This window comes from Citrobacter sp. MGH 55 (assembly GCF_016906145.1).
GTDB classification, from domain to species: Bacteria; Pseudomonadota; Gammaproteobacteria; order Enterobacterales; family Enterobacteriaceae; genus Citrobacter_A; species Citrobacter_A amalonaticus.
Window position 1 is genome coordinate 2,279,665 of sequence record NZ_CP070239.1, and the last position, 24,798, is coordinate 2,304,462.

At 53.0% G+C, this 24,798-nt stretch carries 24 protein-coding genes; 13 read left to right on the forward strand and 11 right to left on the reverse strand.

The window, feature by feature from the left end:
• Positions 1-34: 34 nt before the first annotated feature.
• Together csdE and csdA are read right to left on the reverse strand one after the other, a co-directional pair.
• On the reverse strand, positions 35-481 hold the full coding sequence (gene csdE, locus JTI98_RS09200; protein ID WP_042999486.1) for a cysteine desulfurase sulfur acceptor subunit CsdE: 447 nt from the start codon (positions 479-481) through the stop codon (positions 35-37).
• Entirely contained in the window at positions 481-1,686 is a 1,206-nt protein-coding gene (gene csdA, locus JTI98_RS09205; RefSeq protein ID WP_216082167.1) for a cysteine desulfurase CsdA, read from the reverse strand. Before csdA ends, csdE begins: the two co-directional genes overlap by 1 nt.
• Before the next feature lie 192 nt (positions 1,687-1,878).
• On the opposite strand from csdA, the gene JTI98_RS09210 reads away from it, so the two are divergent.
• The 4 genes from JTI98_RS09210 to rlmM all read left to right on the forward strand — a co-directional run bounded on the left by JTI98_RS09210 (position 1,879) and on the right by rlmM (position 4,881).
• A complete protein-coding gene (locus JTI98_RS09210; protein ID WP_042322452.1) occupies positions 1,879-2,106 on the forward strand; it encodes a YgdI/YgdR family lipoprotein in 228 nt (75 codons plus the stop codon).
• A 350-nt stretch (positions 2,107-2,456) separates the two neighbouring features.
• Complete coding sequence (gene gcvA / locus JTI98_RS09215; RefSeq protein WP_216082168.1) at positions 2,457-3,374, forward strand: glycine cleavage system transcriptional regulator GcvA; 918 nt, start codon at positions 2,457-2,459, stop codon at positions 3,372-3,374.
• A gap of 18 nt (positions 3,375-3,392) precedes the next feature.
• Positions 3,393-3,788 (forward strand): DUF423 domain-containing protein, encoded by a 396-nt coding sequence (locus JTI98_RS09220; protein WP_042999489.1) that lies wholly within the window; start codon positions 3,393-3,395, stop codon positions 3,786-3,788.
• On the forward strand, positions 3,781-4,881 hold the full coding sequence (gene rlmM, locus JTI98_RS09225) for a 23S rRNA (cytidine(2498)-2'-O)-methyltransferase RlmM (protein WP_042999490.1): 1,101 nt from the start codon (positions 3,781-3,783) through the stop codon (positions 4,879-4,881). Before JTI98_RS09220 ends, rlmM begins: the two co-directional genes overlap by 8 nt.
• Before the next feature lie 64 nt (positions 4,882-4,945).
• Here rlmM and fucR read toward each other — a convergent pair whose 3' ends face one another.
• The 4 genes from fucR to fucI form a co-directional block, all read right to left on the reverse strand.
• Positions 4,946-5,656, reverse strand: a complete 711-nt coding sequence (gene fucR / locus JTI98_RS09230; RefSeq protein WP_042999491.1) for an L-fucose operon activator — start codon at positions 5,654-5,656, stop codon at positions 4,946-4,948.
• Between the two features lie 42 nt (positions 5,657-5,698).
• Positions 5,699-6,121 carry an L-fucose mutarotase gene (gene fucU, locus JTI98_RS09235; RefSeq protein ID WP_216082169.1) on the reverse strand — a complete coding sequence of 141 codons (423 nt, stop codon included), beginning with the start codon at positions 6,119-6,121 and terminating at the stop codon, positions 5,699-5,701.
• Between the two features lie 11 nt (positions 6,122-6,132).
• Positions 6,133-7,530: an L-fuculokinase gene (gene fucK, locus JTI98_RS09240; protein ID WP_216082170.1), complete on the reverse strand. Its 1,398-nt coding sequence runs from the start codon at positions 7,528-7,530 to the stop codon at positions 6,133-6,135.
• A gap of 105 nt (positions 7,531-7,635) precedes the next feature.
• Positions 7,636-9,411 (reverse strand): L-fucose isomerase, encoded by a 1,776-nt coding sequence (gene fucI, locus JTI98_RS09245; RefSeq protein ID WP_216082171.1) that lies wholly within the window; start codon positions 9,409-9,411, stop codon positions 7,636-7,638.
• A 476-nt stretch (positions 9,412-9,887) separates the two neighbouring features.
• Here fucI and JTI98_RS09250 point away from each other — a divergent pair, with 476 nt between their 5' ends.
• The 5 genes from JTI98_RS09250 (at position 9,888) to fucA (ending at position 15,243) form a co-directional block, all read left to right on the forward strand.
• On the forward strand, positions 9,888-11,387 hold the full coding sequence (locus JTI98_RS09250; RefSeq protein WP_216082172.1) for a sugar ABC transporter ATP-binding protein: 1,500 nt from the start codon (positions 9,888-9,890) through the stop codon (positions 11,385-11,387).
• Between the two features lie 3 nt (positions 11,388-11,390).
• Positions 11,391-12,374, forward strand: coding sequence for an ABC transporter permease (locus JTI98_RS09255; protein ID WP_044254230.1), 984 nt, complete (start codon positions 11,391-11,393; stop codon positions 12,372-12,374).
• Positions 12,375-12,447: 73 nt separating this feature from the next.
• Complete coding sequence (locus JTI98_RS09260; RefSeq protein ID WP_042999497.1) at positions 12,448-13,398, forward strand: ABC transporter substrate-binding protein; 951 nt, start codon at positions 12,448-12,450, stop codon at positions 13,396-13,398.
• A 141-nt stretch (positions 13,399-13,539) separates the two neighbouring features.
• Complete coding sequence (locus JTI98_RS09265; protein ID WP_216082173.1) at positions 13,540-14,538, forward strand: LacI family DNA-binding transcriptional regulator; 999 nt, start codon at positions 13,540-13,542, stop codon at positions 14,536-14,538.
• A gap of 57 nt (positions 14,539-14,595) precedes the next feature.
• Positions 14,596-15,243 carry an L-fuculose-phosphate aldolase gene (fucA, locus tag JTI98_RS09270; protein WP_044326724.1) on the forward strand — a complete coding sequence of 216 codons (648 nt, stop codon included), beginning with the start codon at positions 14,596-14,598 and terminating at the stop codon, positions 15,241-15,243.
• A 64-nt stretch (positions 15,244-15,307) separates the two neighbouring features.
• Here the strand turns inward: fucA and xni are convergent, their stop codons facing one another.
• The 5 genes from xni to queF form a co-directional block, all read right to left on the reverse strand.
• Complete coding sequence (gene xni / locus JTI98_RS09275; protein ID WP_044326723.1) at positions 15,308-16,063, reverse strand: flap endonuclease Xni; 756 nt, start codon at positions 16,061-16,063, stop codon at positions 15,308-15,310.
• Positions 16,064-16,175: 112 nt separating this feature from the next.
• Entirely contained in the window at positions 16,176-17,543 is a 1,368-nt protein-coding gene (sdaB, locus tag JTI98_RS09280) for an L-serine ammonia-lyase II (protein WP_042999501.1), read from the reverse strand.
• Between the two features lie 60 nt (positions 17,544-17,603).
• Positions 17,604-18,893 carry an HAAAP family serine/threonine permease SdaC gene (sdaC, locus tag JTI98_RS09285; protein WP_042999502.1) on the reverse strand — a complete coding sequence of 430 codons (1,290 nt, stop codon included), beginning with the start codon at positions 18,891-18,893 and terminating at the stop codon, positions 17,604-17,606.
• A 507-nt stretch (positions 18,894-19,400) separates the two neighbouring features.
• Positions 19,401-20,765, reverse strand: a complete 1,365-nt coding sequence (ppnN, locus tag JTI98_RS09290; protein WP_044254241.1) for a nucleotide 5'-monophosphate nucleosidase PpnN — start codon at positions 20,763-20,765, stop codon at positions 19,401-19,403.
• Positions 20,766-20,877: 112 nt separating this feature from the next.
• Positions 20,878-21,726 carry an NADPH-dependent 7-cyano-7-deazaguanine reductase QueF gene (gene queF, locus JTI98_RS09295; protein ID WP_216082174.1) on the reverse strand — a complete coding sequence of 283 codons (849 nt, stop codon included), beginning with the start codon at positions 21,724-21,726 and terminating at the stop codon, positions 20,878-20,880.
• Between the two features lie 68 nt (positions 21,727-21,794).
• On the opposite strand from queF, the gene syd reads away from it, so the two are divergent.
• The 4 genes from syd to JTI98_RS09315 all read left to right on the forward strand — a co-directional run bounded on the left by syd (position 21,795) and on the right by JTI98_RS09315 (position 24,557).
• Positions 21,795-22,340, forward strand: a complete 546-nt coding sequence (gene syd / locus JTI98_RS09300; RefSeq protein WP_044254248.1) for a SecY-interacting protein — start codon at positions 21,795-21,797, stop codon at positions 22,338-22,340.
• A gap of 637 nt (positions 22,341-22,977) precedes the next feature.
• On the forward strand, positions 22,978-23,307 hold the full coding sequence (locus JTI98_RS09305; protein ID WP_042999506.1) for a YqcC family protein: 330 nt from the start codon (positions 22,978-22,980) through the stop codon (positions 23,305-23,307).
• Positions 23,307-24,101 carry a tRNA pseudouridine(65) synthase TruC gene (gene truC / locus JTI98_RS09310; protein WP_216082175.1) on the forward strand — a complete coding sequence of 265 codons (795 nt, stop codon included), beginning with the start codon at positions 23,307-23,309 and terminating at the stop codon, positions 24,099-24,101. Before JTI98_RS09305 ends, truC begins: the two co-directional genes overlap by 1 nt.
• A 6-nt stretch (positions 24,102-24,107) precedes the next feature.
• On the forward strand, positions 24,108-24,557 hold the full coding sequence (locus tag JTI98_RS09315) for a flavodoxin (protein WP_216082176.1): 450 nt from the start codon (positions 24,108-24,110) through the stop codon (positions 24,555-24,557).
• Positions 24,558-24,798 lie beyond the last annotated feature (241 nt).

The window sequence follows — 24,798 nt, forward strand, 5'->3', positions numbered from 1 at the left end:
AATGCGTCGCAGGCCGGAAGACGAGTCTGCGTCGTCATCCGGCAGCGTGAGCCGCTTCGACGATCGCTTCATTGAGTGCCTCCAGCCCCTGACTGCGCGACGCGCTGAGCTGCGTGCGTAATCCCAGTTCATCAAACAAGGCCAGCGGCGAATGGGCCAGCAGTTCCGCTGCGGTTTTCCCTTCTGCGGCGGTCAGTAATACCGCCAGCAGTCCGCGCACGATGCGACCTTCACTGTCGCCGAAAAAGTGTAAAGTGCCCTTTTCAGAGCGCGTATATCCCAGCCAGACGCGATTTTCGCAGCCCGCGATCTCTTTAGCCTGCGCTTTGAGATCGTCGGGCAGTGCCGGCAGCTGTTTACCGAGCAAAATCAGCTGTCGATATTTGTCTTCCCACTGGGTCAGCGGGATAAAGGTATGACGCAACGTCTCTTCGGTTACGGTTGTGCCAAACGGGTGTCCGGCAAACATTGGGCTAGTCATTAATCCACCAGTATTTCCAGGGCGCGATCAACGGCGTTGATCAACGCATCCACATCACTTTGGGTATTATACGGTGCGAATGAGGCACGTAGCGTACCCGAGACGCCAAGTTCAGCCAGCAGCGGCTGCGCGCAGTGCTGACCGGCACGTAGCGCAATACCATATTCCGCCAGCAGGGTGACCATATCGCTATGATGAACGCCAGCAAAATCAAACGACAGCAGACTGGAGTCCTGACAGCGAAATGAGCGGAATCCCGGACGCTGGGCCAGCGCCTCTTCCGCCAGCGTAGCCAGCCCCCGACTCCAGCTTTCCGCCTGGACGATATCAACATCGGCTAGCCATTCCAGCGCGGCGCTCATGCCAATCACGCCAGCGACGTTTGGGGTACCTGCTTCGAGCTTCCACGGTGCGGCCTGGGTTGTGAAGCCCTCGAAACTGACGTCGTTGATCATCTTACCGCCACCGAGCCATGGCAACATGGCCTCCAGCAGCGCCGGTTTGCCGTAAAGCACGCCGATACCGGTTGGACCGTACAGCTTATGGCCTGAGAAGGCGTAGAAATCGATGTCGAGCGCCTGGACATCCACCGGGAAATGGACGGCTCCCTGCGCGCCATCCACCATCACTACCATGCCCGCGGCATGGGCGAGGGTAATGGCACGGGCTAAGTCCGGGCAGCCGCCGGTCACGTTCGACATCTGCCCCAGCGCGAGAATTCGGCTGCGCGGGGTGATGATTGTCTGCAGACGTTCAACGTCAGGCAGGTGCTGGGCATTGAGCGGCAGCTTGACCACTTTCGCCCCAGTTTGCTCTGCGAGCATCAGCCACGGCACGAGATTCGCGTGATGCTCCGCGACGCTGACGATGATTTCATCGCCCGGTTGCAGGCGAGGGCGGGCATAACTCTGCGCCACCATATTGATGGCCTCCGTGGTGCCCCGGGTCCAGACGATGGTTTTGTCATCTGGCGCATTCAGCAAACGCGCCACTTTTTCCCGTGCGGCCTCATAGCGCGCGGTCAGGCGCTGGGCTTCGGCGAACTGGCTGCGATGGACGTTGCCAGCGCTCAGGCTATAGAACTGCCGGGTCGCCTCGATGACGGCCTGCGGTTTAAGGGCCGTCGCGGCGCTATCCAGATAGACGCCCGCGTCAGCGAGTGCCGGAAATTGCGCGCGAAACTGCGCGGGATTGAAAGCGTTCATGGTATTCCTCGGTTCAGTAATCCGATCGTGGCGCAAATTGGTCGTTGATTCAAGAAGAGTACGGTCACCAGGAATCTTCTGGATGTTGTGGCGAAATCAGACCAGTAGCTTATGCTGAATTATGTTAGGCAAATCTTTTTGCCTGTTACGGAGTACGTTTTTAATAGCATAAACAGCTTTAAGGAGAAGAAGATGAAAAAGACTGCCGCAATTATTTCCGCATGTATGCTGACTTTTGCCCTGAGCGCCTGTTCCGGTCCGAACTACGTGATGCACACCAATGACGGGCGTAGCATCGTTGCGGACGGTAAGCCGAAAACCGATGATGAAACCGGGATGATTTCGTACAAGGACGCTAATGGCAACAAACAGCAGATCAATCGTACCGATGTGAAAGAGATGGTCGAGTTGGATCAGTAGTCGGTAGAGAGTAGGTAAAAAAAAGCACCGCAAATTGGCGGTGCTACATTAATCACTATGGACAGACAGGGTAAATGTACAGGAAGTGAAAAAGGGTAGCGTTGCTACCGTGGTCTGAATCGCAGACCAATTGCAAACACAACAACACAACATCACAACCGTAAGCCAAAAGCCCACCAGAACACGCATTCCGATAAAACTTTTCGTTCCGGCTCAGGAAGTGCCGCCACTATAGGTATTTGCTGGTAGTTCCTCAACGGACAAATTATAATGGCTCAGATTAAAAAAACTAATAGGTTACACAGTGTAGCTTAATTGTTAAATTCTTTTAACATCAAAGTTTAAAAGCCATGTCAAAACGACTTCCACCTCTGAACGCATTACGTGTTTTTGATGCCGCCGCACGGCATCTGAGCTTCACCCGCGCAGCAGAAGATCTTTTTGTGACGCAGGCCGCAGTAAGCCACCAAATCAAGTCACTTGAGGATTTTTTGGGGCTTAAGCTGTTTCGCCGACGCAACCGTTCTCTTCTTCTTACTGAAGAAGGACAGAGCTACTTTCTCGACATAAAAGAGATTTTTTCGCAATTAACCGAAGCGACGCGTAAACTTCAGGCGCGAAGTGCAAAGGGGGCGTTGACGGTCAGTTTATTGCCCAGTTTTGCGATTCAGTGGCTGGTGCCCCGACTCTCTAGCTTTAACTCAGCTTATCCGGGAATTGACGTCAGAATCCAGGCCGTGGACCGTCAGGAAGACAAACTGGCGGACGATGTTGACGTGGCGATTTTTTATGGTCGCGGTAACTGGCCTGGACTGCGCGTAGAGAAATTGTACGCCGAATATCTGTTGCCGGTGTGTTCGCCGTTGCTGTTGACGGGCGATAAGCCTCTGAAATCGCCAGAGGATTTGGCTTCGCATACTTTGCTACATGATGCCTCACGTCGTGACTGGCAAACTTACACGCGACAGCTAGGGTTAAATCACATCAACGTCCAGCAGGGCCCTATCTTTAGCCACAGCGCGATGGTGCTGCAGGCCGCTATCCACGGACAGGGCGTAGCGCTGGCGAATAACGTGATGGCGCAGTCAGAAATTGAAGCGGGGCGACTGGTCTGCCCGTTTAATGATGTACTGGTCAGTAAAAACGCATTTTATCTGGTTTGTCATGACAGTCAGGCAGAACTGGGTAAAATAGCCGCCTTCCGTCAGTGGATACTGGCGAAAGCGGCCACGGAACAAGAGAAATTCCGCTTTCGTTACGAACAATAACTTACGTAGGGTATTACCATGACCAGCCGTTTTATGCTGATTTTTGCCGCTATCAGCGGCTTTATTTATGTCGCTCTGGGGGCTTTCGGTGCGCATGTCCTGAGCAAAACCCTCGGTGTGGTTGAAATGAGCTGGATCCAGACCGGCCTGCAATATCAGGCGTTTCATACGCTGGCGATATTCGGGCTGTCGGTTGCGATGCAACGCCGGATCAGCATCTGGTTTTACTGGAGTAGCGTTTTCCTCGCGCTAGGAACGGTGCTGTTTAGCGGCAGCCTGTATTGCCTGGCACTGTCTCATCTGCGCCTGTGGGCGTTTGTTACCCCTGTCGGCGGCGTCAGCTTCCTGGCAGGTTGGGTGCTGATGTTAATCGGCGCTATCCGTTTGAAGCGTAAGGGCGTAGTTCATGAATAAGGTTGTGTTGTTGTGTCGCCCGGGCTTTGAAAAAGAGTGTGCCGCAGAAATCACCGATAAAGCAGGGCGTCGGGAGTATTTCGGTTTTGCCCGCGTCAAAGAAAATGCAGGCTATGTCATCTATGAATGCTATCAGGCCGAAGACGCCGAAAAAATTATCAGCGAGCTGCCGTTCAGTTCGCTGATTTTTGCCCGCCAGTGGTTTGTGGTCGGCGAGTTGCTCCAGCACTTGCCGCCGGAAGATCGCATTACGCCGATTGTCGGCATGTTGCAGGGCGTGGTGGAAAAGGGTGGCGATCTGCGCGTGGAAGTGGCGGATACGAACGAAAGTAAAGAGCTGATGAAGTTCTGTCGCAAATTCACGGTGCCGCTGCGAGCCGCCCTGCGCGAGGCTGGCGTGCTGACGAATTATGAGACGCCGAAGCGCCCGGTGGTGCACGTCTTTTTTATCGCGCCAGGCTGCTGCTATACCGGTTACTCGTATGCCAGTAATAACTCGCCGTACTATATGGGCATTCCGCGCCTGAAGTTCCCAGCCGATGCGCCCAGCCGCTCGACGCTGAAGCTGGAAGAAGCGTTGCACGTGTTTATTCCGCAAGATGAGTGGGATGAGCGTCTGGCAAACGGGATGTACGCGGTGGATTTAGGCGCCTGCCCCGGCGGCTGGACCTACCAACTGGTCAAACGCAATATGTGGGTGTATTCGGTCGATAACGGCCCGATGGCGCAAAGTCTGATGGATACCGGACAGGTTACCTGGCTGCGCGAAGACGGCTTTAAGTATCGCCCCAACCGCAACAACATCTCGTGGATGGTGTGCGATATGGTTGAGAAGCCGGCGAAAGTGGCGGCGTTGATGGCGCAGTGGTTGGTCAACGGCTGGTGCCGGGAAACTATCTTTAACCTCAAGTTGCCAATGAAAAAACGCTACGAAGAGGTCTCGCAGAATCTGGCCTATCTCCAGGCGCAGCTTGATGAGCATGGTGTGAATGCGCAAATTCAGGCGCGGCAGTTATACCACGACCGTGAAGAAGTGACGGTGCACGTGCGTCGCCTGTGGGCCGCCGTAGGCGGACGTCGCGACGAGCGCTAGCTCGCGCCGTTGCAGATCTGATGCACTGTTGTTCATCAGGTCTGCAACCCATTCCCGTTAGTGTTTATGACTGCGGCGTGTCCGACACAATATGCGTTACGTCATCCAGATGACCGAGTCGGGCTTCTCCGGAACGATTGAATTTGCTTTTGTCGATCAGCAATAACGACTGTGACGCGCGTTTCAGCAGGACTGATTTGAAATCCGCGTTGAAGGTGCTGGAATCCCACAGTGCGCCGTGACGGTCGATCCCTTCGCAGGAAAAAATGAACAGATCGATATCAAGAAATTTGAGTTGTGAAATGAGTGCGGGGTTGACGTAGCAGCCGTGTTTGCGCTCCAGCCTGCCACCAGAACTGATGAGCTGAAGTTGTTGGCGTTTGCCGAGCTCCTGACAAATCGGCTGGCTGTTGGTGAAAACCTGTATATTGATATCCGGTAGTTGCCGCGCCAGATACCAGCAGGTGGAGCTGGCATCCAGCGCAATCACCATCCCTTCTTCAATCCAGCTCAACGCCTTTCGGGCAATATCGGCTTTGTGCGCGTAATGGCTCTTCAGCCGTATATGGAAGGGATCGCCACTGTCCGGGTTTTCCCGCGCGATCCCTTTAACGCGCCCGTGATTGCGCAGAACCTTCCCTTGTTCCTGTAGTTCACTGAGATCGCGGCGGATCGTCTCTTTACTGACGTTGAGCTGAACGGCCAGTGCTTCGGTGGTCAGGCTTTTATGCTGACTGAGCAGATCCACAATCGTCTGCTGACGTGCCGCTTTCATCTCTTCTCACCTCTCAATCAATTGCCCTGACCGCGATTGAGATTACGGGGTTACCCCTTTTTTTAAAAGAATATTCCCGTACTTTGCGCACTCGCCGGTGATAACAATGGCAAAGGCCTTTTGTGCACGGGCGTAGAAGGCGAAACGATCGATTCGCGCGATCTCCGGGCATGGCGCCTGTAGGGAAAGCGCTTCGCGATAGCGCGTTTCAACGTGCGGGTCGAGGGTATCGCCCTCGACGGCAGCCATCATCACCAGCGGTGGCGCATAGCTGTCGAGTTCAAACAGCGGGATCACGGCTCGCAGTAAGTCGCTGACGCTGAGACCATCCGCACGGATCACCTGTGGCCCCATGCTGTCCGCCGGGAAGTGCGCGTCTGAGAAAATAATCTCATCGCCGTGTCCCATTTGCGCCAGTACTTTAAGTAACTCCGGCGAAATGAGGGGAGAAATCGTTTTAAGCATGCGAGATTCCTTTACAGTGTTTCGGGATAGAAATAACGGTACTGGTAGCGCACTTGTTCTCTGGCCTGTTGTGGACTGGAAAACGCTCCGATACCGTACCAGCCGTACATCGCCGCGCCGGCAACGGTGGTTTCTGCGTCATCCAGCACTTTGATGGGGATCTCCAGGGTGTTGGCCTTAATCTGATTCCATAGTGTATTGCGACTCCCGCCGCCGACCAGCAGCAGTTCTGTGGCGTTGAACTGGCCAATTTTTTCCAGCGTATGCAGGTTATGTCGCAACTGGTCCGTTAATCCTTCCAGCGCCGCGCGATAGAAATGTCCGCGGGTGGTATTCAGGGTGACGCCACGCCAGCCTGCATCCACAGAGGAGAGCAGTTCGCACTGCATCCGCACGCCATCGGCCCCGGCGGGAACCGCTTTCGCTTCCGCAATCAAGGTTTGCCACGGGGTTTCGGGTGTCCACAGCAGCTTGCGCACCCATTCAAGGATGCCGGAGGCAAGCCATTGCATCCCCGGATTGTAAAGCCCCGGCTGACTGTCCAGTTCACAGGTTGAACCGGCATGACTGCTCAGTAACGCTTTATTGACCCTGGCGCTACGCACCATCAGGATTTCCCACGTGCCGGAAGAGAGAACTGGCTCATCTTGCCCCGCACCGGCGCCAAACAGCGCGAACTGGGTATCGTGTCCGGCAGAGATCACGGGAATTCCCGGAGGGAGACCGAGTATCGTTGCCATTGCGGGCCGCAACGATCCTACCAGTTCACCGGCTTCCACGAGTCGCGGGAAGAGCCGTCTCGGCAACCCTGCGGCCTGCAAGATATCGGCGCTGAAATCCCGCTGCTGAATATCCAGCATTTGGCTGGTGCCCGCCATGGTGATGTCAGTAGTGAATTCGCCGGTCAGGCGATGAGTAATGAGTGAGGAGATAAACAGCCAGGCGTGGGCTTGATCCAGCCGTTGCGGGTGATTTTCTTTAAGCCAAATCAGCTTATATAAGGTGTTGAAGCTGAATGCGCCGACGCCGGAAAGCGTCTGCAACTGACGCGGCGGCATAAAGCGGCTGATATTTTCCATTATCGCGGCAGTGCGCGGGCATTTCCAACTGATGATTGGGTAGAGCAATTCGCCGTTTTCATCGACCAGCGCGCCGTCAACGCCAAAGGTGGTGACGGTGATAGCGCGGATTCGAAAGGCCGAAAGTTCTGTCGACAGTGTCCGGCAGCACTGTGCGAAACGTTGCAGGATGGCGTCCAGCGACCACTGATGCCAGGCGGTGTTTTCCGTGGCTACCTCGCTGGCATTAGCAACCGCCGCACGAGCAACGATGTGTCCCTGACGATCTACGGCAATGGCCCGCACGTTGGTCGCGCCACAGTCGAGAACCAGGATGATTTCATTTTTCATAATGACTCCCGTTGCCGGATGGCGCTGTGCTTATCCGGTCCACGAGTCATTCCCCGTAGACCAGATAAGATGTGCCAGCGTCGCCATCAGGCAGTTGCGCGATCCTTAACGTTTATACAGTGGCCCGTAGTTCTGACAGGCGCGGTAGTCCTGGCCTTCTGTATCCATCCCGTGTGCGGCCCAGGCGGAAGGGCGGTAAATTTTCGCCTCTTCCACATTGTGCATGCAGACTGGAATGCGCAGCATCGAGGCGAGGGTGATGAAGTCTGCGCCGACGTGGCCGACGGTCAGCACGCCGTGGTTTGCCCCCCAGTTCGCCATCACGGAATAGACGTCGGAGAACGGTCCTTTGCCGGTAAGACGTGGCGCAAACCAGGTGGTAGGCCAACTGGAGTCGGTGCGTTTGTCGAGGGTGTCATGGACCTCTTTTGGTAGCTCGACGCTCCAGCCTTCCGCAATTTGCAGCACTGGTCCCAGGCCGTTGATGATGTTCACGCGGGTCATAGTGAACGGCACGCCGCCTTCGGTCAGGAAGCGTGATGAATAACCGCCGCCGCGAAAATATTCATGGATTGCCGGACACCACTCGGTTGCCGCGAGGCAGGCGTCAGCCTCCTGCTGCGAGATCTCCCAGTGTGGTTTCATCGTCGGTTTTCCTTCGCTGTCACGCTGTTTACAGGTGCCATCCAGCGCGGCGGAACCGGAGTTAATCAGATGGATAATGCCGTGTTCTGCCCGTCCGGTCAGCGGCTGACCGGTCACGCGTTCAACCGCTTCTGGCGACCAGTAGGTACGCACATCGGCAAAGACCTGCGCGGTGCCGGTCAACTGATGTCCCAGCAGCATGGTCACGCCGTTCAGGCTGTCGTTTTCGGTGGCGACAACAAACGGTTCGCGCACACCGTTCCAGTCAAAAGAACTGTTCAGTAGCGCTTCGGCGGTATCACCGTTGGGATATTGATCGGTCCAGTGGCGCTGTCCCTGGAAGCCTGCGGCAATCGCGTTATAACCGAGTGACTCCTCCACGCGTCCCATCTCCGCGAGCTTAGGATTTCCTTGCATCATGTCGCGAATGCACATCGCCATCAGCAGGCTTTCCCGCAGGATGGCCCGGCTCTGTTCGGCGTTGCGTTGATATTGCTTCGCGTTTTTATCTTCACCGTAGCGGAAGTGTTTATCCGCCCACGCCAACGCCATTTCCAGCTCGGCTTCGTCATAGATTTTTTGATCGATGCGGCGGCGCAGTTCGGTCATATCGACGGACTGGACCTTCATCCCCAGCCAGGACTCAAAGAAATGATGATCGACGATGGAACCGGCGATCCCCATCGACACCCCGCCCAGCGAGAGGTAGCTTTTTCCCTTCATGCTGGCGACGGCGAGCCCTGCCCGGGCGAATCGCAGCAGTTTTTCCTCAACGTCGGCAGGGATCGATGTATCTCCGGCATCCTGTACATCCTGGCCGTAGATAGAGAACGCAGGGATCCCTTTTTGGCTATGCGCTGCCAGCGCGGCAGCCAGGTAGACCGCGCCCGGACGTTCGGTACCGTTAAAGCCCCAGATGGCTTTCGGGCGCAGGGGATCCATATCGATGGTTTCACTACCGTAGCACCAGCACGGTGTTACGGTGATTGTCAGGCCGACGTTTTGACTGCTGAACTTTTCCTCACAGGCGGCAGATTCTGCCATTCCGGCAATACAGGTGTCGGCAATAACGCAGTCAACCGGGGTGCCACAGGCGTAGCGCAGTTTTTCTGTCAGCAGGGCGGCAGTGGCCTTTGCCATATTCATCGTCTGTGCTTCCAGAGATTCACGAACGCCCATTCGGCGTCCATCAATAACCGGACGAATACCAATTTTCGGCAGGCTGATCTTCTTCATTCGGGGTTCCTCATTTCACGTATAGGCGTGCTGCTCAGGTGGATGACAGGGCATCACCGCAACAGTCGGCTGAAACAGGTAAATTTGCTAACTCGAGTTAGCTTAGGTATTGGCGTGTTTTTTACACAACTTTTTTCTGATGGGATTGTGAGGGGCTTCACGAGAAGTGGTTAAAATTCGATCTGCATCAAATAATTAAATGACAGTCAAATTTAGTAAAATATTTAAAATCAGATGGTTATAAATAAATGTCTGTGCGGTATCACAGTTTTAACCCAAATGATTTGGCTATTTTTGGTGGCTAAAATAGCTTTAAAGGGCAATTCGCTAACTCGAGTTAGCAATATCTGGCAACATATCGACGTGACGTAAACGTGTTTTCAGGAAGTATTCACATTCATGGTGACGCTCGCTCCCTGAGAATGCACTTCGCCTGATTCACTGCCTGCAGTTTCTGATTATTGAGGAAAGCAGCAATGTCCGAAACATTTTTACAGATGAATCATATTACCAAACGCTTTCCCGGCGTATTAGCGTTGAGTAATGTGAACTTTACTCTTCGCAAGGGCGAAGTGCATGCGCTATTAGGTGAAAATGGTGCAGGCAAATCCACGCTGATGAAAATTTTGTCCGGTGTTTATCAACCGGATGAAGGGGATATTATATTTGAGGGGAAGCCTGTGTCATTCAGCGATCCGCTCAGCGCGCAGAATGCCGGGATTACCATTATTCATCAGGAATTTAATCTCTTTCCTGAATTAACCGTGGAAGAGAATATCTTTATCGGCAGAGAGTTTTGTAAAAATAACCGTTGGCGGCTGGATGAAAAACAGCAGCGACAGGCGGCAACCGAGATTTTGCAGAAATTAAACCTGAATATTTCGCCAGAAACGTTGGTGTCAGACCTGACCGTGGCGCAACAGCAGATGGTGGAGATCGCGAAAGCGATATCCGTCAATGCCAAAATCCTGATTATGGACGAACCCACCGCGGCGCTGACGGAAACAGAAATAGAAAGCTTATTCCAGGTGACCCGTCTGCTTAAAGCGCAGGGGACCGGTATTGTCTACATCTCGCATCGCCTGGAAGAGTTAGCGCTGATTGCCGATCGGGCGACGGTTATGCGCGACGGTCAATACATTGATACCGTTGATTATGAAACCGTGAAGATCAGTGAGCTGATTGCGATGATGGTCGGGCGCGAACTGGGGAATATCTATCCTCGCCGGGAAGCGCGGACGCATCAGGAAGCGGTGCTGGAGGTTAACGGCCTCACGCGCAAAGGCGTGCTCAATAACATCGACTTTACGTTGAACCGGGGCGAGATACTGGGTTTTGCCGGGTTGATGGGCGCCGGGCGTACGGAGCTGGCGCGCGCCATTTTTGGCGCCGACCCCATCGACAGTGGAACCATTAAGTTGAACGGTAAGGTCATTGTGATAAAGGGGATTTCTGACGCCATTGCGCAAGGCATTAGCTATTTAACCGAAGACCGTAAAAAAGAGGGACTGGCGCTTAATCTGTCCGTTGAGCGCAATATTATGTTGGGAAATTACCCTGAATATGCCGACCGTTTTGGGCACGTTGATTCGAAACGCTGCCAGCAAACGAGTGAAGAGCAGGTCAGGACGCTCAGAATCAAAACGCCACACCTTGAACAGGCGGCCCTGAATTTGAGTGGGGGAAATCAGCAAAAAATTATTATTGCCCGTTGGGTGTGCAAAGATACCGATATTCTTATTTTTGATGAACCTACACGTGGAATTGATGTCGGCGCTAAGCTGGAAATCTATGAATTAATGAATCGCCTCGTGGCAAAAGGGAAATCGATCATTATGATTTCTTCGGAATTACCGGAGGTGCTGGGTATGTGCGATCGTATCTTAGTTATGCGCAGTGGTCGTATTACCGGAGAATTAACTGCTGATAACGCCACACAAGAAAAAATCATGCAATATGCGACGTTAGAGGATTAAATCATGACCATCTCTGTAACCTCTTCAGACAGCAATAATAAGAAAATAAAAATTAATAAAGAACTTTTAATGCGCCTTGCACCGCTTTTTAGTTTGATTATCCTGGTTGTCTTTTTCAGTTTCAGTTCGCCGTTTTTCTTTAATACCGAAAATATTATGACAATTGCGCTGCAAACATCGGTTATCGGCATTATGGCCATTGGCGTAACGTTTGTGATTATCACCGCAGGGATCGACCTCTCTTTAGGATCGGTGGTGGCGTTTTCCGGCGTTGCGGTCGGCATCTGCGCGACGCTCGGATTGCCGTTGCCGGTCTGTATTTTGGCAGGCGTGCTGGCCGGAGGGTTGTGTGGCTACGTGAATGGTCTGCTGGTGACCAAAATGACGATTCCCCCGTTCATCGCCACGCTGGGTCTGATGATGTCCGTTCGGGGAATGAACATGGTGATGACGGATGGGCGCGCTATCTATTTCGCCGATTATCCCACCTTCAAATTGCTGGCGCAGGGGCGTTTATTCGATGTGCTGCCGTATCCCGTTTTCTATCTGGTGATTGTGGCGCTGGTCGCCGGCTACATCCTCAAGAAAACGGTAATTGGTCGCTATGTCTATGCCGTGGGCAGTAATGAAGTGGCGGCGCACCTTTCCGGGATCAACGTTCAGCGCGTCAAAATCTTTGTCTATGCCTTCTGCGGCCTGCTGACCGGCATTGCCGGGGTGATTCTGGCCTCGCGTCTAAACTCCGGTCAGCCAACGGTCGGCGTCGGTTATGAACTGGAAGCCATTGCCGCAGTGGTGATCGGCGGCACCAGTCTGATGGGCGGAATTGGCACTATTGGCGGCACCATCATCGGTGCATTCATTATGAGCGTATTGAAAAACGGCCTGAACCTGATGGGGGTCTCTCAGTTCTGGCAAATGGTTGCGATGGGCATTGTGGTCGTCGCCGCTGTCTACCTCGATACGTTACGCAAAAAGATTCGTTGATTTACGCTCCCGGCAGTCACGGGGAACACTGACCCTGACGTTAAGGGTGACACACTCACAACGGAGTACAACAATGAAAACCAGGCATTTTGTCTATGCGTTATCCCTGCTGGCGTGCATCACTTCCAGTGCGCTAGCGAAAGATTTGAACCTTCCGGTCATCAGTAAAGGCTTCCAGCATGAATTCTGGCAAACCGTGAAAATGGGGACGGAAGCAGCAGCGAAAGAGTTGGGCGATAAAACCAGCTATGTCGGACCTGCGGACGAAACTCAGATTGCGGAACAAATTCAGCTGGTTGAAAACGCCATGGCGCAAAAGCCGAACGGTCTGCTGCTGGCGGCGCTGGATGCCAATGCGCTTGCTCCGCTGGTGGAAACGGCGAATTCGCGTGGTATTAAGGTTGTCACCTTTGACTCCGGCGTAAACTCGGATATTCCGGTTAGCTTCGTGGCGACCAATAACCGCAAAGCTGGCGCTGAAGCGGCGGACGCGCTGGCGGCGCAAGTGAATAATAAAGGTAAAGTCGGCATTATCGCTCATGTCGCCGGGACGTCGTCAGCGATTGAACGCTCGGAAGGGTTCATTGCCCGCATGAAGGAAAAGTATCCGGATATCAAGGTGCTGCCCGTGCAGTACAGTGATGGCGATCCACAAAAAGCGATGGATAAGACCATTGATATGATTCAGGCCAACCCCGATCTGGCCGGGATTTATGGCACCAATGAAGGCTCAACGCTGGGCGTCGCCAACGCTATCGACAGCCAGAATCTGAAAGGGAAAGTGAAAGTCATTGGTTTTGACAGTACCGAAGCGATTATTCACTTCCTGAACACCGGGGTGATCCAGGGCTTTGTCGTCCAGGATGCTTATCAGATTGGTTACCAGGGGATTAAAACCCTGAATGCGGCACTGTCCGGGCAAACGGTCGCGAAAGAGATCGATATCCCGGTGAAATTTGTGAGCGCCCAGAACATCAATACGCCGGAAATAGACAAGTTGTTACATCCTTTCGGTAAGAAATAAACCGGCAGGGGGCGTTATCTTCGCCCCCGCTTATCAGGTGAGATCAACGGCGTGCGCTTAACCGACTGATGCGGTAAGACAAAAGTGTAAAATGCTTTTATGATTGTCAATTGACGCTTGGACGGTGACTGGGGCACATACATGGCTAAAACAGTAGAACAGATAGCCAGCGACCTGAATTTATCGGTGACAACCGTGAGACTGGTGCTAAACGGAAAAGCTGAACAGTATCGAATCAGCCTCAAAACGCAAACGCGTATTAATGAATATGTTGAGCGATATGGTTATGTGATTAACCATTCCGCCCGCAGCCTGAAGCTGAATAAAACGGATACGCTTGGCCTGATTGTTCCCAATATTTCTAACGTCTTCTTTGCCACATTGGCAGAGAAACTCGAGCAACGCTGCCGCCGATCCGGTTATCAGCTGATGATTAGCTGTACTTATGATGATGTCGATTACGAAAACAAAATCACCAAGGCTTTAATTGCCCGTAATGTGGACGGTCTTTTTATTGTCCCGTCAACGTTAGAAAACCAGCAACATCATTTACGTCAGGTGAGAAAACCGATGGTATTGCTGGACCGTGATTTTAAATACACGAATAACGCGCTGGTGGAAAGTCACAATATTTCAGGCGGTGAACATTTAACCCAAAGTTTGCTGGATGCTGAAAAGTTACCGGTCTGGTTTCTGGTGGGCGATACCGGTTTGCCCAGTATCAGCGACCGTCTGACGGGTTACCTGAATGCGCTCAGTAAAAAAGGGATTCATCATCGTGACTGGGTGCGCGAAGGGCCGGTGAACACCCCGGAAGGGGGATACCAGATCATGCAGGCTTTGATCGACGAAGCAGGATGTCCGCAGGCGTTTATCGCCTCGTCATTACCGGTGCTGGAAGGGGCAGTAAGAGCCATTCGTGACCGTTTTGGCGTCATTCCGCCCGAGATCAATATCGGTACGTTTGACGAACACCCGATGCTGGGATTCTTGTCCAATAACGTGTGGTCAATGCAGCAGGATGAGAACGCCTGGGCGGAAAAAGCGTTCACAATGATGCTCAACGCCATCGAAGATCGCCCTGTTCATGAGACGGTAAAAGTTGAAATGAAATTAATTAAGCGCTTAAGACAAAAATAATACGCGCGACAAAAAGAGTGTTATCAGTCATTGAACCGAGTACCCCGGAGAACTGAGATGGAAAGAACTCGTTTATCTCGAGAAATTATTGAAACCTGTCTTGAAATGACGCGCCTGGGATTAAACCAGGGGACGGCGGGAAATGTGAGCGCGCGTTATCAGGACGGTATGTTGATTACCCCGAGCGGCATTCCTTATGAACGAATGACCGAACAGATGATTGTCTACGTGGATAACGACGGCAAATACGAAGAGGGGAAATTACCGTCCAGCGAATGGCGCTTTCATCTGGCGGCTTATCAGACTCGCCCGGAAGCGAATGCTGTTGTGCATAACCACGCCATTCATTGTACCGCAGTGTCTATTCTCAACCGGCCGATCCCGGCCATCCACTATATGATTGCGGCGGCGGGAGGGAATTCCATTCCCTGCGCGCCCTACGCCACTTTTGGCACTCGCGAACTCTCAGAACATGTGGTCGTGGCGCTGAAAAATCGCAAAGCCACGCTGCTGCAACACCACGGTTTAATTGCCTGCGAGGAGAACCTGCAAAAGGCACTGTGGCTGGCGCACGAGGTGGAAGTGCTGGCGCAACTCTATATGAAGACGCTGGCGGTGAGGGATCCGGTGCCGGTGTTATCCGATGAAGAAATCGCCGTAGTGCTCGAGAAGTTTAAAACCTACGGATTACGTATCGAAGAATAAGCGGCGCAGAGTCGTCGTGGTTTGTGTGCCGGGTCGGACGGTCTGCGCCATCCGGCCCACAATGCTACCGTGCCAGACGCAACTGTTGCAGGTTTCCGTCAAGCTGCAAATCGGTTTGCAACCGTGCGATATCACGGCATAAGAATGCCATCTCCCGGTGAGCCTCCAGCTTCTTGCGCCATTTTTCCGGCACTTCATCCAGATGTGCGTAGAGACCTTCCAGTGTCTGAAACTGCACCAACAGTTGGGTGGCGCCTTTCGGGCCAATACCGGCGACGCCGGGTACTTTTGAACTGCTGATCCCCGCCAGTCCCCAGTAATCCGGCAACTGCTGCGGTTGAACGCCAAACTCTTTTTCAATGAACGGCGCATCCAGCCAGCGTTTCTGAAAGTAATCGCGAATGCGTAACGTCGGAGAGAGCAACTGGCAATAGCCTTTGTCAGTCGACACGATAGTCGCCTGGTGGCCCGCTTGTGTGACTTTTACCGCCAGGGTTGCCGCCAAATCATCGGCTTCATTGCCGCTCGACACCCAACACGCGACGCCACGCTGTTCAAAGGCCGTGCGCAGGGCGGGCATTTCATTGTGCAGTTCATCCGGCATCGGTGGACGACCGGCTTTGTAGTCCGGAAGACGCTGGTGACGCCATCCACTGTTACGCGCTTCATCATCAAACACCGCCACGGCGTGGGTGGGCTGGCTGTGGACAATCAGCTGGTCAAGCGCGTGCAGACAGGTCTCCACACAGGGCGAACCCTGAACGGCGTGGATCCGGCGAATTAAATTGAGTGCGTCGACGATGAGCAGATGGACAGCCACGGAGTTCTCCCTTACCAGTCAGCGTGTAGGGTAACATTCAGGACGGAAGCAGGCTATTGCAGGAGGCTAAAACGGGAAGAGGCCTCGCAAAATGAGGCCTCTGAGTGCACGATTAATCGCAGGTGACAATCTTCATGGCCAGGCCGCCGCGAGAGGTTTCGCGGTACTTGGCGTTCATGTCTTTACCCGTTTCGTACATGGTTTCGATGACTTTATCGAGACAAACGCGAGGTTCGCTGGTACGGCGCAGGGCCATACGTGCTGCGTTGACCGCCTTGACGGATGCAATGGCGTTACGCTCAATGCACGGTACCTGAACCTGTCCTGCAACTGGATCGCAGGTCAGACCGAGGTTGTGTTCCATACCGATTTCCGCAGCAATACACACCTGCATCGGACTGCCGCCCAGCAGTTCTGCCAGACCGGCCGCCGCCATCGAGCAGGCCACACCGACTTCGCCCTGACAGCCCACTTCCGCGCCGGAAATGGAGGCATTCATCTTGTACAGTGAGCCAATCGCACTGGCGACCAGCATGTAGCGAGCCAGCGAGTTAGCGTTCACTTCGCGGATGAATTTGTCGTAGTAGGCGAGCACGGCTGGCACGATACCACAGGCACCGTTCGTCGGTGCAGTAACCACGCGTCCGCCAGCGGCGTTCTCTTCGTTTACCGCCAGAGCAAACATGTTGATCCAGTCAACGACCGCCATCGGATCGGTAGTGGTTTTGTCGCTGCTCACCAGCATACGACGCAGCGCTGCCGCACGGCGGGGAACGCGCAGTTTTCCAGGCAGAACGCCCTCGGTGGTGATGCCGCGCTCAATGCCGCTGCGCATTACCTCCCAGACGTTAGCAAAGTGCTGTTCCAGCTCTTCTTTGCTGTGTAATGCCAGTTCGTTTTGCATCATCAGACCGGAAAGGGAAAGTCCGGTTTCCTGACAGTGTTTTTGCAAATCGGCTGCCGATTTGTACGGATACGGTACGTTGACCGGCGCACTGTTCGGTAAACCGAAATGTTCTTCATCAACGATGAAACCACCGCCAATGGAGTAATAAGTCTGGCTGTAGAGGACGTTATCGCCCGCCAGCGCGGTAATGCGCATCCCGTTCTCGTGCAGAGACAGGTTATCGGCATGGAAATTCATGCACTTATCAACCGGGAATTCAACTTCATGCTGACCATTCGCCAGCAGCAGTCGCCCGTGGGTGTTCACATCCTGGATGAAGCCCGGGATGGCGTCGATGTCGACGGTATCCGGCAGATTTCCCGCCAGACCCATGATAATCGCGATATCGGTGTGGTGGCCTTTACCCGTCAGCGACAGGGAGCCATACACATCCACCACCACGCGGGTGACATCCGTCAGAATATGGCGGGCAATCAGATCATCCGTGAATTGTTTGCCAGCTTTCATTGGTCCAACGGTGTGTGAACTGGAAGGGCCAATGCCGATTTTGAAAATATCGAATACGCTAATCATAGGGCATCCATTGCGGTTATATCAGGGAGGAAGCGCCGCCCGAAAGCGGCGCTAAACAACTTAGCTGAACAGGGAGTAGAAAATCGCGGAGATAGCAATCAGACCCATCACGACAACAAACACGTTGCTGATGTGACCGCTGTATTTACGCATTGCCGGTACTTTCTGGATTGCGTACATCGGCATCAGGAACAGGATCATCGCGATGATTGGACCACCCAGGGTTTCAATCATACCGAGGATGCTCGGGTTCAGGGTGGCGACAATCCAGGTCGTTACCAGCATGAACAGCGCAGTGATGCGGTTCAGTTTGTTGATTTCGATAGACTTGCCTTTACCACGCAGAGATTTGATGACCATCCCGTTGAAACCTTCACGCGCGCCCAGGTAGTGGCCGAGGAAGGATTTGGTGATAGCAATCATTGCGATGATCGGTGCCATCCAGGCGATGATCGGCGCATTAAAGTGGTTTGCCAGGTAAGACAGAATCGAGATGTTCTGCTCTTTCGCTGCCGCCAGATCCGCCGGAGTCAGACTCAGTACGCAACTGAAGACGAAGAACATCACCGTCAGCACCATCATGATGTGAGCGAATGCCAGAATCTTCGAGCATTTTTTCTCTGCCGCGTCGCCGTACTCTTCACGCTTCGCTACTGCGAAAGAAGAGATAATCGGAGAGTGGTTGAAAGAGAACACCATCACCGGAATTGCCAGCCACAGGGTCATCCACAAACCGTTGCCGGTCGTAGCCGCAGAATCAAAGGACAGGGTTTCCAGCGCAGCACCGCTCCACTGTGGGATCAGGTACAGTGCCAGCAGCATCAGTGCAGCGACAAACGGGAACACCAGGATGCTCATTGCCTTCACGATCATCTGCTCACCGAAGCGAACGATAGTCATCATCCCGACAATCAGGATCAGCGACAGGATCGCACGCGGTGGCGGGGTGATGGATAACTGGTGAGTCAGGAAGCTCTCAACCGTGTTGGTGATCGCGACACTATAGACCAACAGAATCGGGTAAATCGCGAAGAAGTACAGCAGGGTAATCAGTTTACCCGCGCCGATACCAAAGTGCTCTTCAACTACTTCTGTGATGTCTTCACCCGGATTTTTGCCGGACAGCACAAAGCGAGTCAGACCACGGTGGGCGAAGAAGGTCATCGGGAAGGCGAGGATTGCCATGATGATCAGCGGGATCATCCCACCGACACCTGCGTTGATTGGCAGGAACAATACGCCCGCACCGATAGCCGTGCCATAAAGGCCCAGCATCCACATGGTATCGGTCTTGCGCCATGCGCTTCGTGATTCAGTCGAAGCAATTGTGCTGGTTTGAATGGTTTCCATCTATTTCTCCTGGAGGAAGCTAAAAATCAGGAAAATGTTCCTGACCGTAAAACGAAATTCTTGCAGCGACGATTTTTATAAAATTTTTAACCGTAGTAATTTGCGGGCAGAAAGATACATTTAACTAATGAATCTATCAGTGATCGCGATCTCAAATGCAATAATCCACTTCTAATGTGGATATTTTTGGATCATTGGTCTGTTAAAAAAACATCACAGCGAATTTACGCGTGCGAAGGCTAGCATTAACAACATATTGACAGAAAGGATTGCCAGGCAGATGCGGAGGTTACGTTGTAAAAAGCGAACTTTATAGTGGTTTGTGGTGACTAATTTAAATTCTGGATGATAAAACGCGGTTGCATTAGCGAGGTAATCGTTTGCGTAGCGATATTTTTTGTATGATGTATTAGCAGGCTTAATAAAGTGAACGTGTTATCTCATTGGTAATTATAGAAAAACCGGAAGGGCTATTCGCCGCTCCCGGTCCATGAAACGCTTTTCGCGTCAGGCGCAAATTTCGTAGCAGGGGATATAGGCGGTGCCTGGCAGCTTCATACGGTGCTGCGCAACAAAACCTTGCAGGAGATCGTCCATGCGACGCATCATTTTACTGTCGCCGTGGATTTTGTATGGCCCAAACTCTTCAATGGCGCGGATACCCACTTCCTTAACGTTACCCGCTACAATGCCGGAGAAGGCGCGACGCAGGTCTGCCGCCAGTACCTCAACCGGTTGGTCAGGGTACAGCTTCAGGTTGGCCATGTTCTCGTGGGACGGTTCGAACGGCATTTGCAGATCCGGCGTGATACGAATCGACCAGTTGAAGCTGTAGGCATCACCGGTATCACGACGGTTCTCTTTCACCAGCGGCATCGCTTTTTTCATCAGGCGCGCCACTTCTGCTGCGTCATCAATGATAATGCGGTAATGCGTGCGCGCGGCTTCTCCCAGCGTATGCACGATGAACTCATCCAGCACGCGGAAGTAATCAGCGCTCTCTTTCGGGCCGGTGAGGATGAGCGGTAGAACCTGATCTTTGTTCGCCGGATTCATCAGGATCCCCAACAGATACAGTAACTCTTCCGCTGTACCGACACCGCCCGGGAAGATGATAATGCCGTGGGCGATACGCACGAAGGCTTCCAGACGTTTTTCAATGTCCGGCATAATGATCAGTTCGTTAACCAGCGGGTTCGGTGGTTCAGCGGCGATAATCGACGGCTCAGTCATCCCAATAAAACGGCTGTCTTTATAACGCTGTTGCGCATGACCCACCGCGGCGCCTTTCATCGGCGCTTCCATCGCGCCAGGCCCGCAACCAGTACAGATGTTCAGCTCGCGCAGACCTAACTGTGTCCCGACGCGTCGGGCGTACAGGTATTCGTTTTCATTAATCGAGTGGCCGCCCCAGCAGACCACCATGTTTGGCGCTTCGCCCACGTGCAGCGCTCTGGCATTGCGCAAAATAGAGAACACCAGGTTAGTAATGTGCACGGAGCTTTCGAGATCCAGATGCTGGAAACGGCCCGCGTTATGAATCTGCCCGTTAACAAACAGAATATCGCGCAGCACGGCAAACAGGTTCGCCTGCAGTGCGCGAATGATACGGCCATCGACGAAGGCATCTTCTGGCGGGTTGATCAGTTCCAGCTTCACGCCGCGTTCGCGACGCAGCACGTTAATGTCGAAACTTTCAAAGCGGGACAGCAGCTCTTTGCTGTTGTCAGTCAGACTGCCGGAGTTTAAAACGGCAAGCGAACAGTTACGAAACAGTTGATACAGGTCGCTGCTGGCCGTGCGTTTAAGCATATCGACTTCCAGCTGCGACAACATGTCCATTGAGCCAAGCGGGCTAATATGTGTAATCAAGTAAACTCCTTATGGGACGCAAAACGTCATTCCCTGTAGAGTACAATAGCCCTGGCTTATGACCTTTCACAACCTTACGCGTGGAATCCGACCCGCAAAATTGTGAAATAATTCACTGTCGAACTAATCTGCCGGTTGCCGGAACGAAGTCGGTGTTGCTCCGCCATGGGTTAATATCCAGACCACCACGGCGCGTATAGCGTGCATAAACGCTCAGTTTTTCCGGCTGACAGAAGCGTAGCAGGTCGTTGAAAATGCGTTCTACGCACTGCTCGTGAAACTCGTTATGATGGCGGAAAGAGATCAGATAACGGAGTAGTTTTTCGCGATCGATCTTGCGTCCGCGATACTGAATTTGTATGGAGCCCCAGTCCGGCTGATGGGTGATCAGACAGTTTGATTTCAACATATGACTCACCAGCGTCTCTTCTACCACTTTTTCACCGCTGGTGGCGGACTGCAGATAATCGGTAGTGAACTGGTAGTTATCGATGTCAATGTCCTGATCATCAATGCAGGTGCCGTGAAAATGCGCGACCGGCTGTCCTTCCAGCTCATCGAGACGGTATAGCGCAACGGTCACTTTCCCTTCGGCACACACGCGCAAATCGTTTTCCAGCGTCTGTTGTACCGCTTCCCAGGAATCAAACCGCGTCTGGTTAAAACTGTTCAGATACAGCTTAAAGCTTTTGGATTCAATCAAATTGAGGCTGGTGTAATCCAGTTCCACCTGACCCACCGCCACCTGCGGTAATCCCCTGGCATTCAGCCATGACAGTTCATACAGCGTCCAGATATCGGCACCGTGAAACGGCAGGCTGTCAGCTTTTAGACCCAGCGGGTCGCGATTCAGACTGCGAGGCACGCCCTGTAACAGGCTGGGGTCGTAAATATCCCGGTAATCCGTTGATTTACCGAGCGTCAGGCCATCAAGAGCCTGATGGTTTTCATAAGAAGACATGTTTCACCGTCATAAACCAGATACACTATGCGCCAAGTGTATCCTGGCTTTTATGAAGAGAGAAACCGGTGGACGAACAGACAGCTTTAGCCCTGAAGGATTTTACGGCGCGTTACTGTGACGCATGGCATGCAAAAAACGGCAGTTGGCCGATGAGCGAAGAACTGTATGGCGTGCCTTCTCCCTGCATTATCTCGACTACCCGTGATGCTGTGTACTGGCAACCGCAGCCGTTTGAAGGTGAACAGAATGTAAACGCGGTTGAACGCGCCTTCGATATTGTGGTACAACCTGCGCTTCACGCATTTTATACCACGCAGTTTGCCGGGGATATGCGCGCGCAGTCAGGCAGCGAAACGCTGACGCTGTTGCAAACCTGGAGCGTGGATGATTTCAGACGGGTTCAGGAGAACCTGATTGGTCATCTGGTGACGCAGAAACGTTTGAAACTGTCGCCGACCCTTTTTATTGCCACACTGGACAATGAACTGGAGGTCATTTCGCTCTGCAATCTGTCGGGGGAAGTGATCAAAGAAACGCTGGGAACCCGTAATCGTTCCGTCCTGGCCCCTTCTCTTGCGGATTTCCTTACGCACCTTAATCCTCTTCTGTAATCCATTTCACTCATGAATATGTGAGAGATCTCTTACAAGCCCTGTAGGAGATCGCCAGGTAGTAAATGAAGATATCACGAAGTAAAAATGGCTAATAACCTAATAAATCATCGAGTTAATGATTTTATGTCAACTTTCATATGAAATTTTCCTTAAGGCATTGCCTGTAAGCATCTTGTAAGACGGCGTGAAAAAGGCGATTCTATGTACGTCGACAGGGAGTCGCACAACGAAGTGAACATCAGGATGATGACACTTCAGCAGGACACACCAGGACGGTGTTACAGGGAAAGGCTTCAGGATGAAGTGAAGAGGATAACGCGGGAATGCGTTAAAGGACACCTCCAGGAAGGAGAACGAGAGCCGGTCAGGATAGTCGGTGGGTCAGGATGGCCAGGATGCTTCAGGATGAAGTAATCACATCGGGGGGGTGTGAGCAGGATGCAAAATGTTCAGGATGAACAACAGGTCGCAAGACCAGAGGAAAAGTTGTCACGGATGAGCAGGGAGCACAAAAAGTAGCTGGAATGCTGCGAAACGAACCGGGAGCACTGTTTTTACAGTGCTCCCTTTTTTTGCTTCTCATTTTACTGGTGGTATCCTTCGCGCCAGATTTTTCATCATTGAGGTGACTTTCATGACGACTCATGACCGTGTGCGTCAGCAGCTTCATGCACTTGAAGCGTTGCTGCGTGAGCATCAACACTGGCGGATGGATGAACCCGAAGCCCACCTGTTTACCAGCACCCAACCGTTTTGTATGGATACGATGGAACCCATTGAGTGGCTGCAATGGGTCCTTATCCCCCGCATGCATGCGCTACTGGACAGTGCGCAACCGCTGCCCGAGGCGTTTGCCGTCGCACCTTATTACGAAATGGCGCTGACCGCCGATCATCCGCAGCGCGAAATCCTGCTGGAGGCGTTGCAGGCGCTGGATGCGCTTTTTGCGCAAGATAAATCCTGATGCTGGAGATTCTGTATCAGGATGAATGGCTGGTTGCGGTCAACAAGCCTTCCGGCTGGCTGGTGCACCGTAGTTGGCTGGATCGAGACGAAAAAGTGGTGGTGATGCAGACCGTGCGTGACCAGATTGGTCAGCATGTGTTTACCGCGCATCGCCTCGACAGACCAACATCCGGCGTCCTGCTGATGGGCTTATCCAGTGAAGCCGGACGCCGTCTCGCGCAGCAGTTTGAGCAACACCAGATCCATAAGCGCTATCACGCCATTGTCCGTGGTTGGTTAATGGAAGAGGCGGTACTCGATTATCCGCTGGTGGAGGAACTGGATAAAATCGCCGACAAGTTTGCCCGCGAAAACAAAGACCCACAGCCTGCGGTAACTCATTACCGTGGCCTCGCCACCGTTGAAATGCCCGTGGCAACCGGGCGTTATCCGACGACTCGTTACGGACTGGTGGAACTGGATCCGCAAACGGGACGCAAGCATCAGCTCAGACGTCATCTGGCGCACCTGCGCCATCCGATTATTGGCGACAGCAAGCATGGCGATTTGCGGCAGAACCGCAGCGCGGCGGAACATTTTGGCTGCAGCCGATTGATGCTGCATGCCAGCCAGCTTTCGCTGACTCATCCGTTTACCGGTGAACCGTTGACGATTCATGCCGGGCTGGATACGGTCTGGATGCAGGCGCTATCACAGTTTGGCTGGCAGGGACTTCTCCCTGATAATGAAAGGGTTGAGTTAAGTGAGCCAGCAGGTCAGGATGAACGCATACGTTCTTCATTCAGGGAGTAATTAAGCATGGCGGAAATCGGGATTTTTGTCGGGACAATGTACGGTAACGCGCTACTGGTGGCCGAAGAGGCCGAAGCGATCCTGACGGCCCAGGGGCACAATGCGACCGTTTTTGAAGATCCTGAACTGACGGACTGGCAGGAATATCAGGATAAAATCGCGCTGGTGGTCACGTCAACGACCGGGCAGGGCGATTTACCTGACAGCATTGTGCCGTTGTTTCAGGGAATCAAAGACCAACTGGGTTTCCAGCCCAATCTGCGTTACGGCGTGATTGCGTTGGGCGACAGCAGCTACGTCAATTTCTGTAATGGCGGTAAACAGTTTGATGCCCTGTTACAGGAGCAAAGCGCGCAGCGCGTGGGGGAAATGTTGCTGATTGATGCCAGTGAGCACCCGGAGCCCGAAAGCGAATCCAATCCCTGGGTTGAACATTGGGGCACACTCTTATCCTGAGAGTGAACCCTCCCCCTACCGGGAGGGGCTCTCTTATGGTGCCAGGCACGGGAACAACCTGACGCTATGCTACCCATACTGAATCGAGTTAGCCTCGGGCAAACGCCCCTAAATACCCTCAACACAGAAGGGTTTTTAGGGGCGTTTTCATAGGGTCAAGCGACCTCTTTCACACTCCTGCTTTTTCCACGTAAGTCCCACGCGATTTCCGTTACAGGTTTTCAATTCCGTGAAGTCGCTT

Excerpts from the sequence above, each read along its gene's own strand:
- csdE (WP_042999486.1), bottom strand. The coding sequence starts at position 481 with ATGACTAGCCCAATGTTTGCCGGACACCCGTTTGGCACAACCGTAACC.
- csdA (WP_216082167.1), bottom strand. The coding sequence starts at position 1,686 with ATGAACGCTTTCAATCCCGCGCAGTTTCGCGCGCAATTTCCGGCACTC.
- JTI98_RS09210 (WP_042322452.1), top strand. The coding sequence starts at position 1,879 with ATGAAAAAGACTGCCGCAATTATTTCCGCATGTATGCTGACTTTTGCC.
- gcvA (WP_216082168.1), top strand. The coding sequence starts at position 2,457 with ATGTCAAAACGACTTCCACCTCTGAACGCATTACGTGTTTTTGATGCC.
- JTI98_RS09220 (WP_042999489.1), top strand. The coding sequence starts at position 3,393 with ATGACCAGCCGTTTTATGCTGATTTTTGCCGCTATCAGCGGCTTTATT.
- rlmM (WP_042999490.1), top strand. The coding sequence starts at position 3,781 with ATGAATAAGGTTGTGTTGTTGTGTCGCCCGGGCTTTGAAAAAGAGTGT.
- fucR (WP_042999491.1), bottom strand. The coding sequence starts at position 5,656 with ATGAAAGCGGCACGTCAGCAGACGATTGTGGATCTGCTCAGTCAGCAT.
- fucU (WP_216082169.1), bottom strand. The coding sequence starts at position 6,121 with ATGCTTAAAACGATTTCTCCCCTCATTTCGCCGGAGTTACTTAAAGTA.
- fucK (WP_216082170.1), bottom strand. The coding sequence starts at position 7,530 with ATGAAAAATGAAATCATCCTGGTTCTCGACTGTGGCGCGACCAACGTG.
- fucI (WP_216082171.1), bottom strand. The coding sequence starts at position 9,411 with ATGAAGAAGATCAGCCTGCCGAAAATTGGTATTCGTCCGGTTATTGAT.
- JTI98_RS09250 (WP_216082172.1), top strand. The coding sequence starts at position 9,888 with ATGTCCGAAACATTTTTACAGATGAATCATATTACCAAACGCTTTCCC.
- JTI98_RS09255 (WP_044254230.1), top strand. The coding sequence starts at position 11,391 with ATGACCATCTCTGTAACCTCTTCAGACAGCAATAATAAGAAAATAAAA.
- JTI98_RS09260 (WP_042999497.1), top strand. The coding sequence starts at position 12,448 with ATGAAAACCAGGCATTTTGTCTATGCGTTATCCCTGCTGGCGTGCATC.
- JTI98_RS09265 (WP_216082173.1), top strand. The coding sequence starts at position 13,540 with ATGGCTAAAACAGTAGAACAGATAGCCAGCGACCTGAATTTATCGGTG.
- fucA (WP_044326724.1), top strand. The coding sequence starts at position 14,596 with ATGGAAAGAACTCGTTTATCTCGAGAAATTATTGAAACCTGTCTTGAA.
- sdaB (WP_042999501.1), bottom strand. The coding sequence starts at position 17,543 with ATGATTAGCGTATTCGATATTTTCAAAATCGGCATTGGCCCTTCCAGT.
- sdaC (WP_042999502.1), bottom strand. The coding sequence starts at position 18,893 with ATGGAAACCATTCAAACCAGCACAATTGCTTCGACTGAATCACGAAGC.
- queF (WP_216082174.1), bottom strand. The coding sequence starts at position 21,726 with ATGTCTTCTTATGAAAACCATCAGGCTCTTGATGGCCTGACGCTCGGT.
- JTI98_RS09305 (WP_042999506.1), top strand. The coding sequence starts at position 22,978 with ATGACGACTCATGACCGTGTGCGTCAGCAGCTTCATGCACTTGAAGCG.
- truC (WP_216082175.1), top strand. The coding sequence starts at position 23,307 with ATGCTGGAGATTCTGTATCAGGATGAATGGCTGGTTGCGGTCAACAAG.
- JTI98_RS09315 (WP_216082176.1), top strand. The coding sequence starts at position 24,108 with ATGGCGGAAATCGGGATTTTTGTCGGGACAATGTACGGTAACGCGCTA.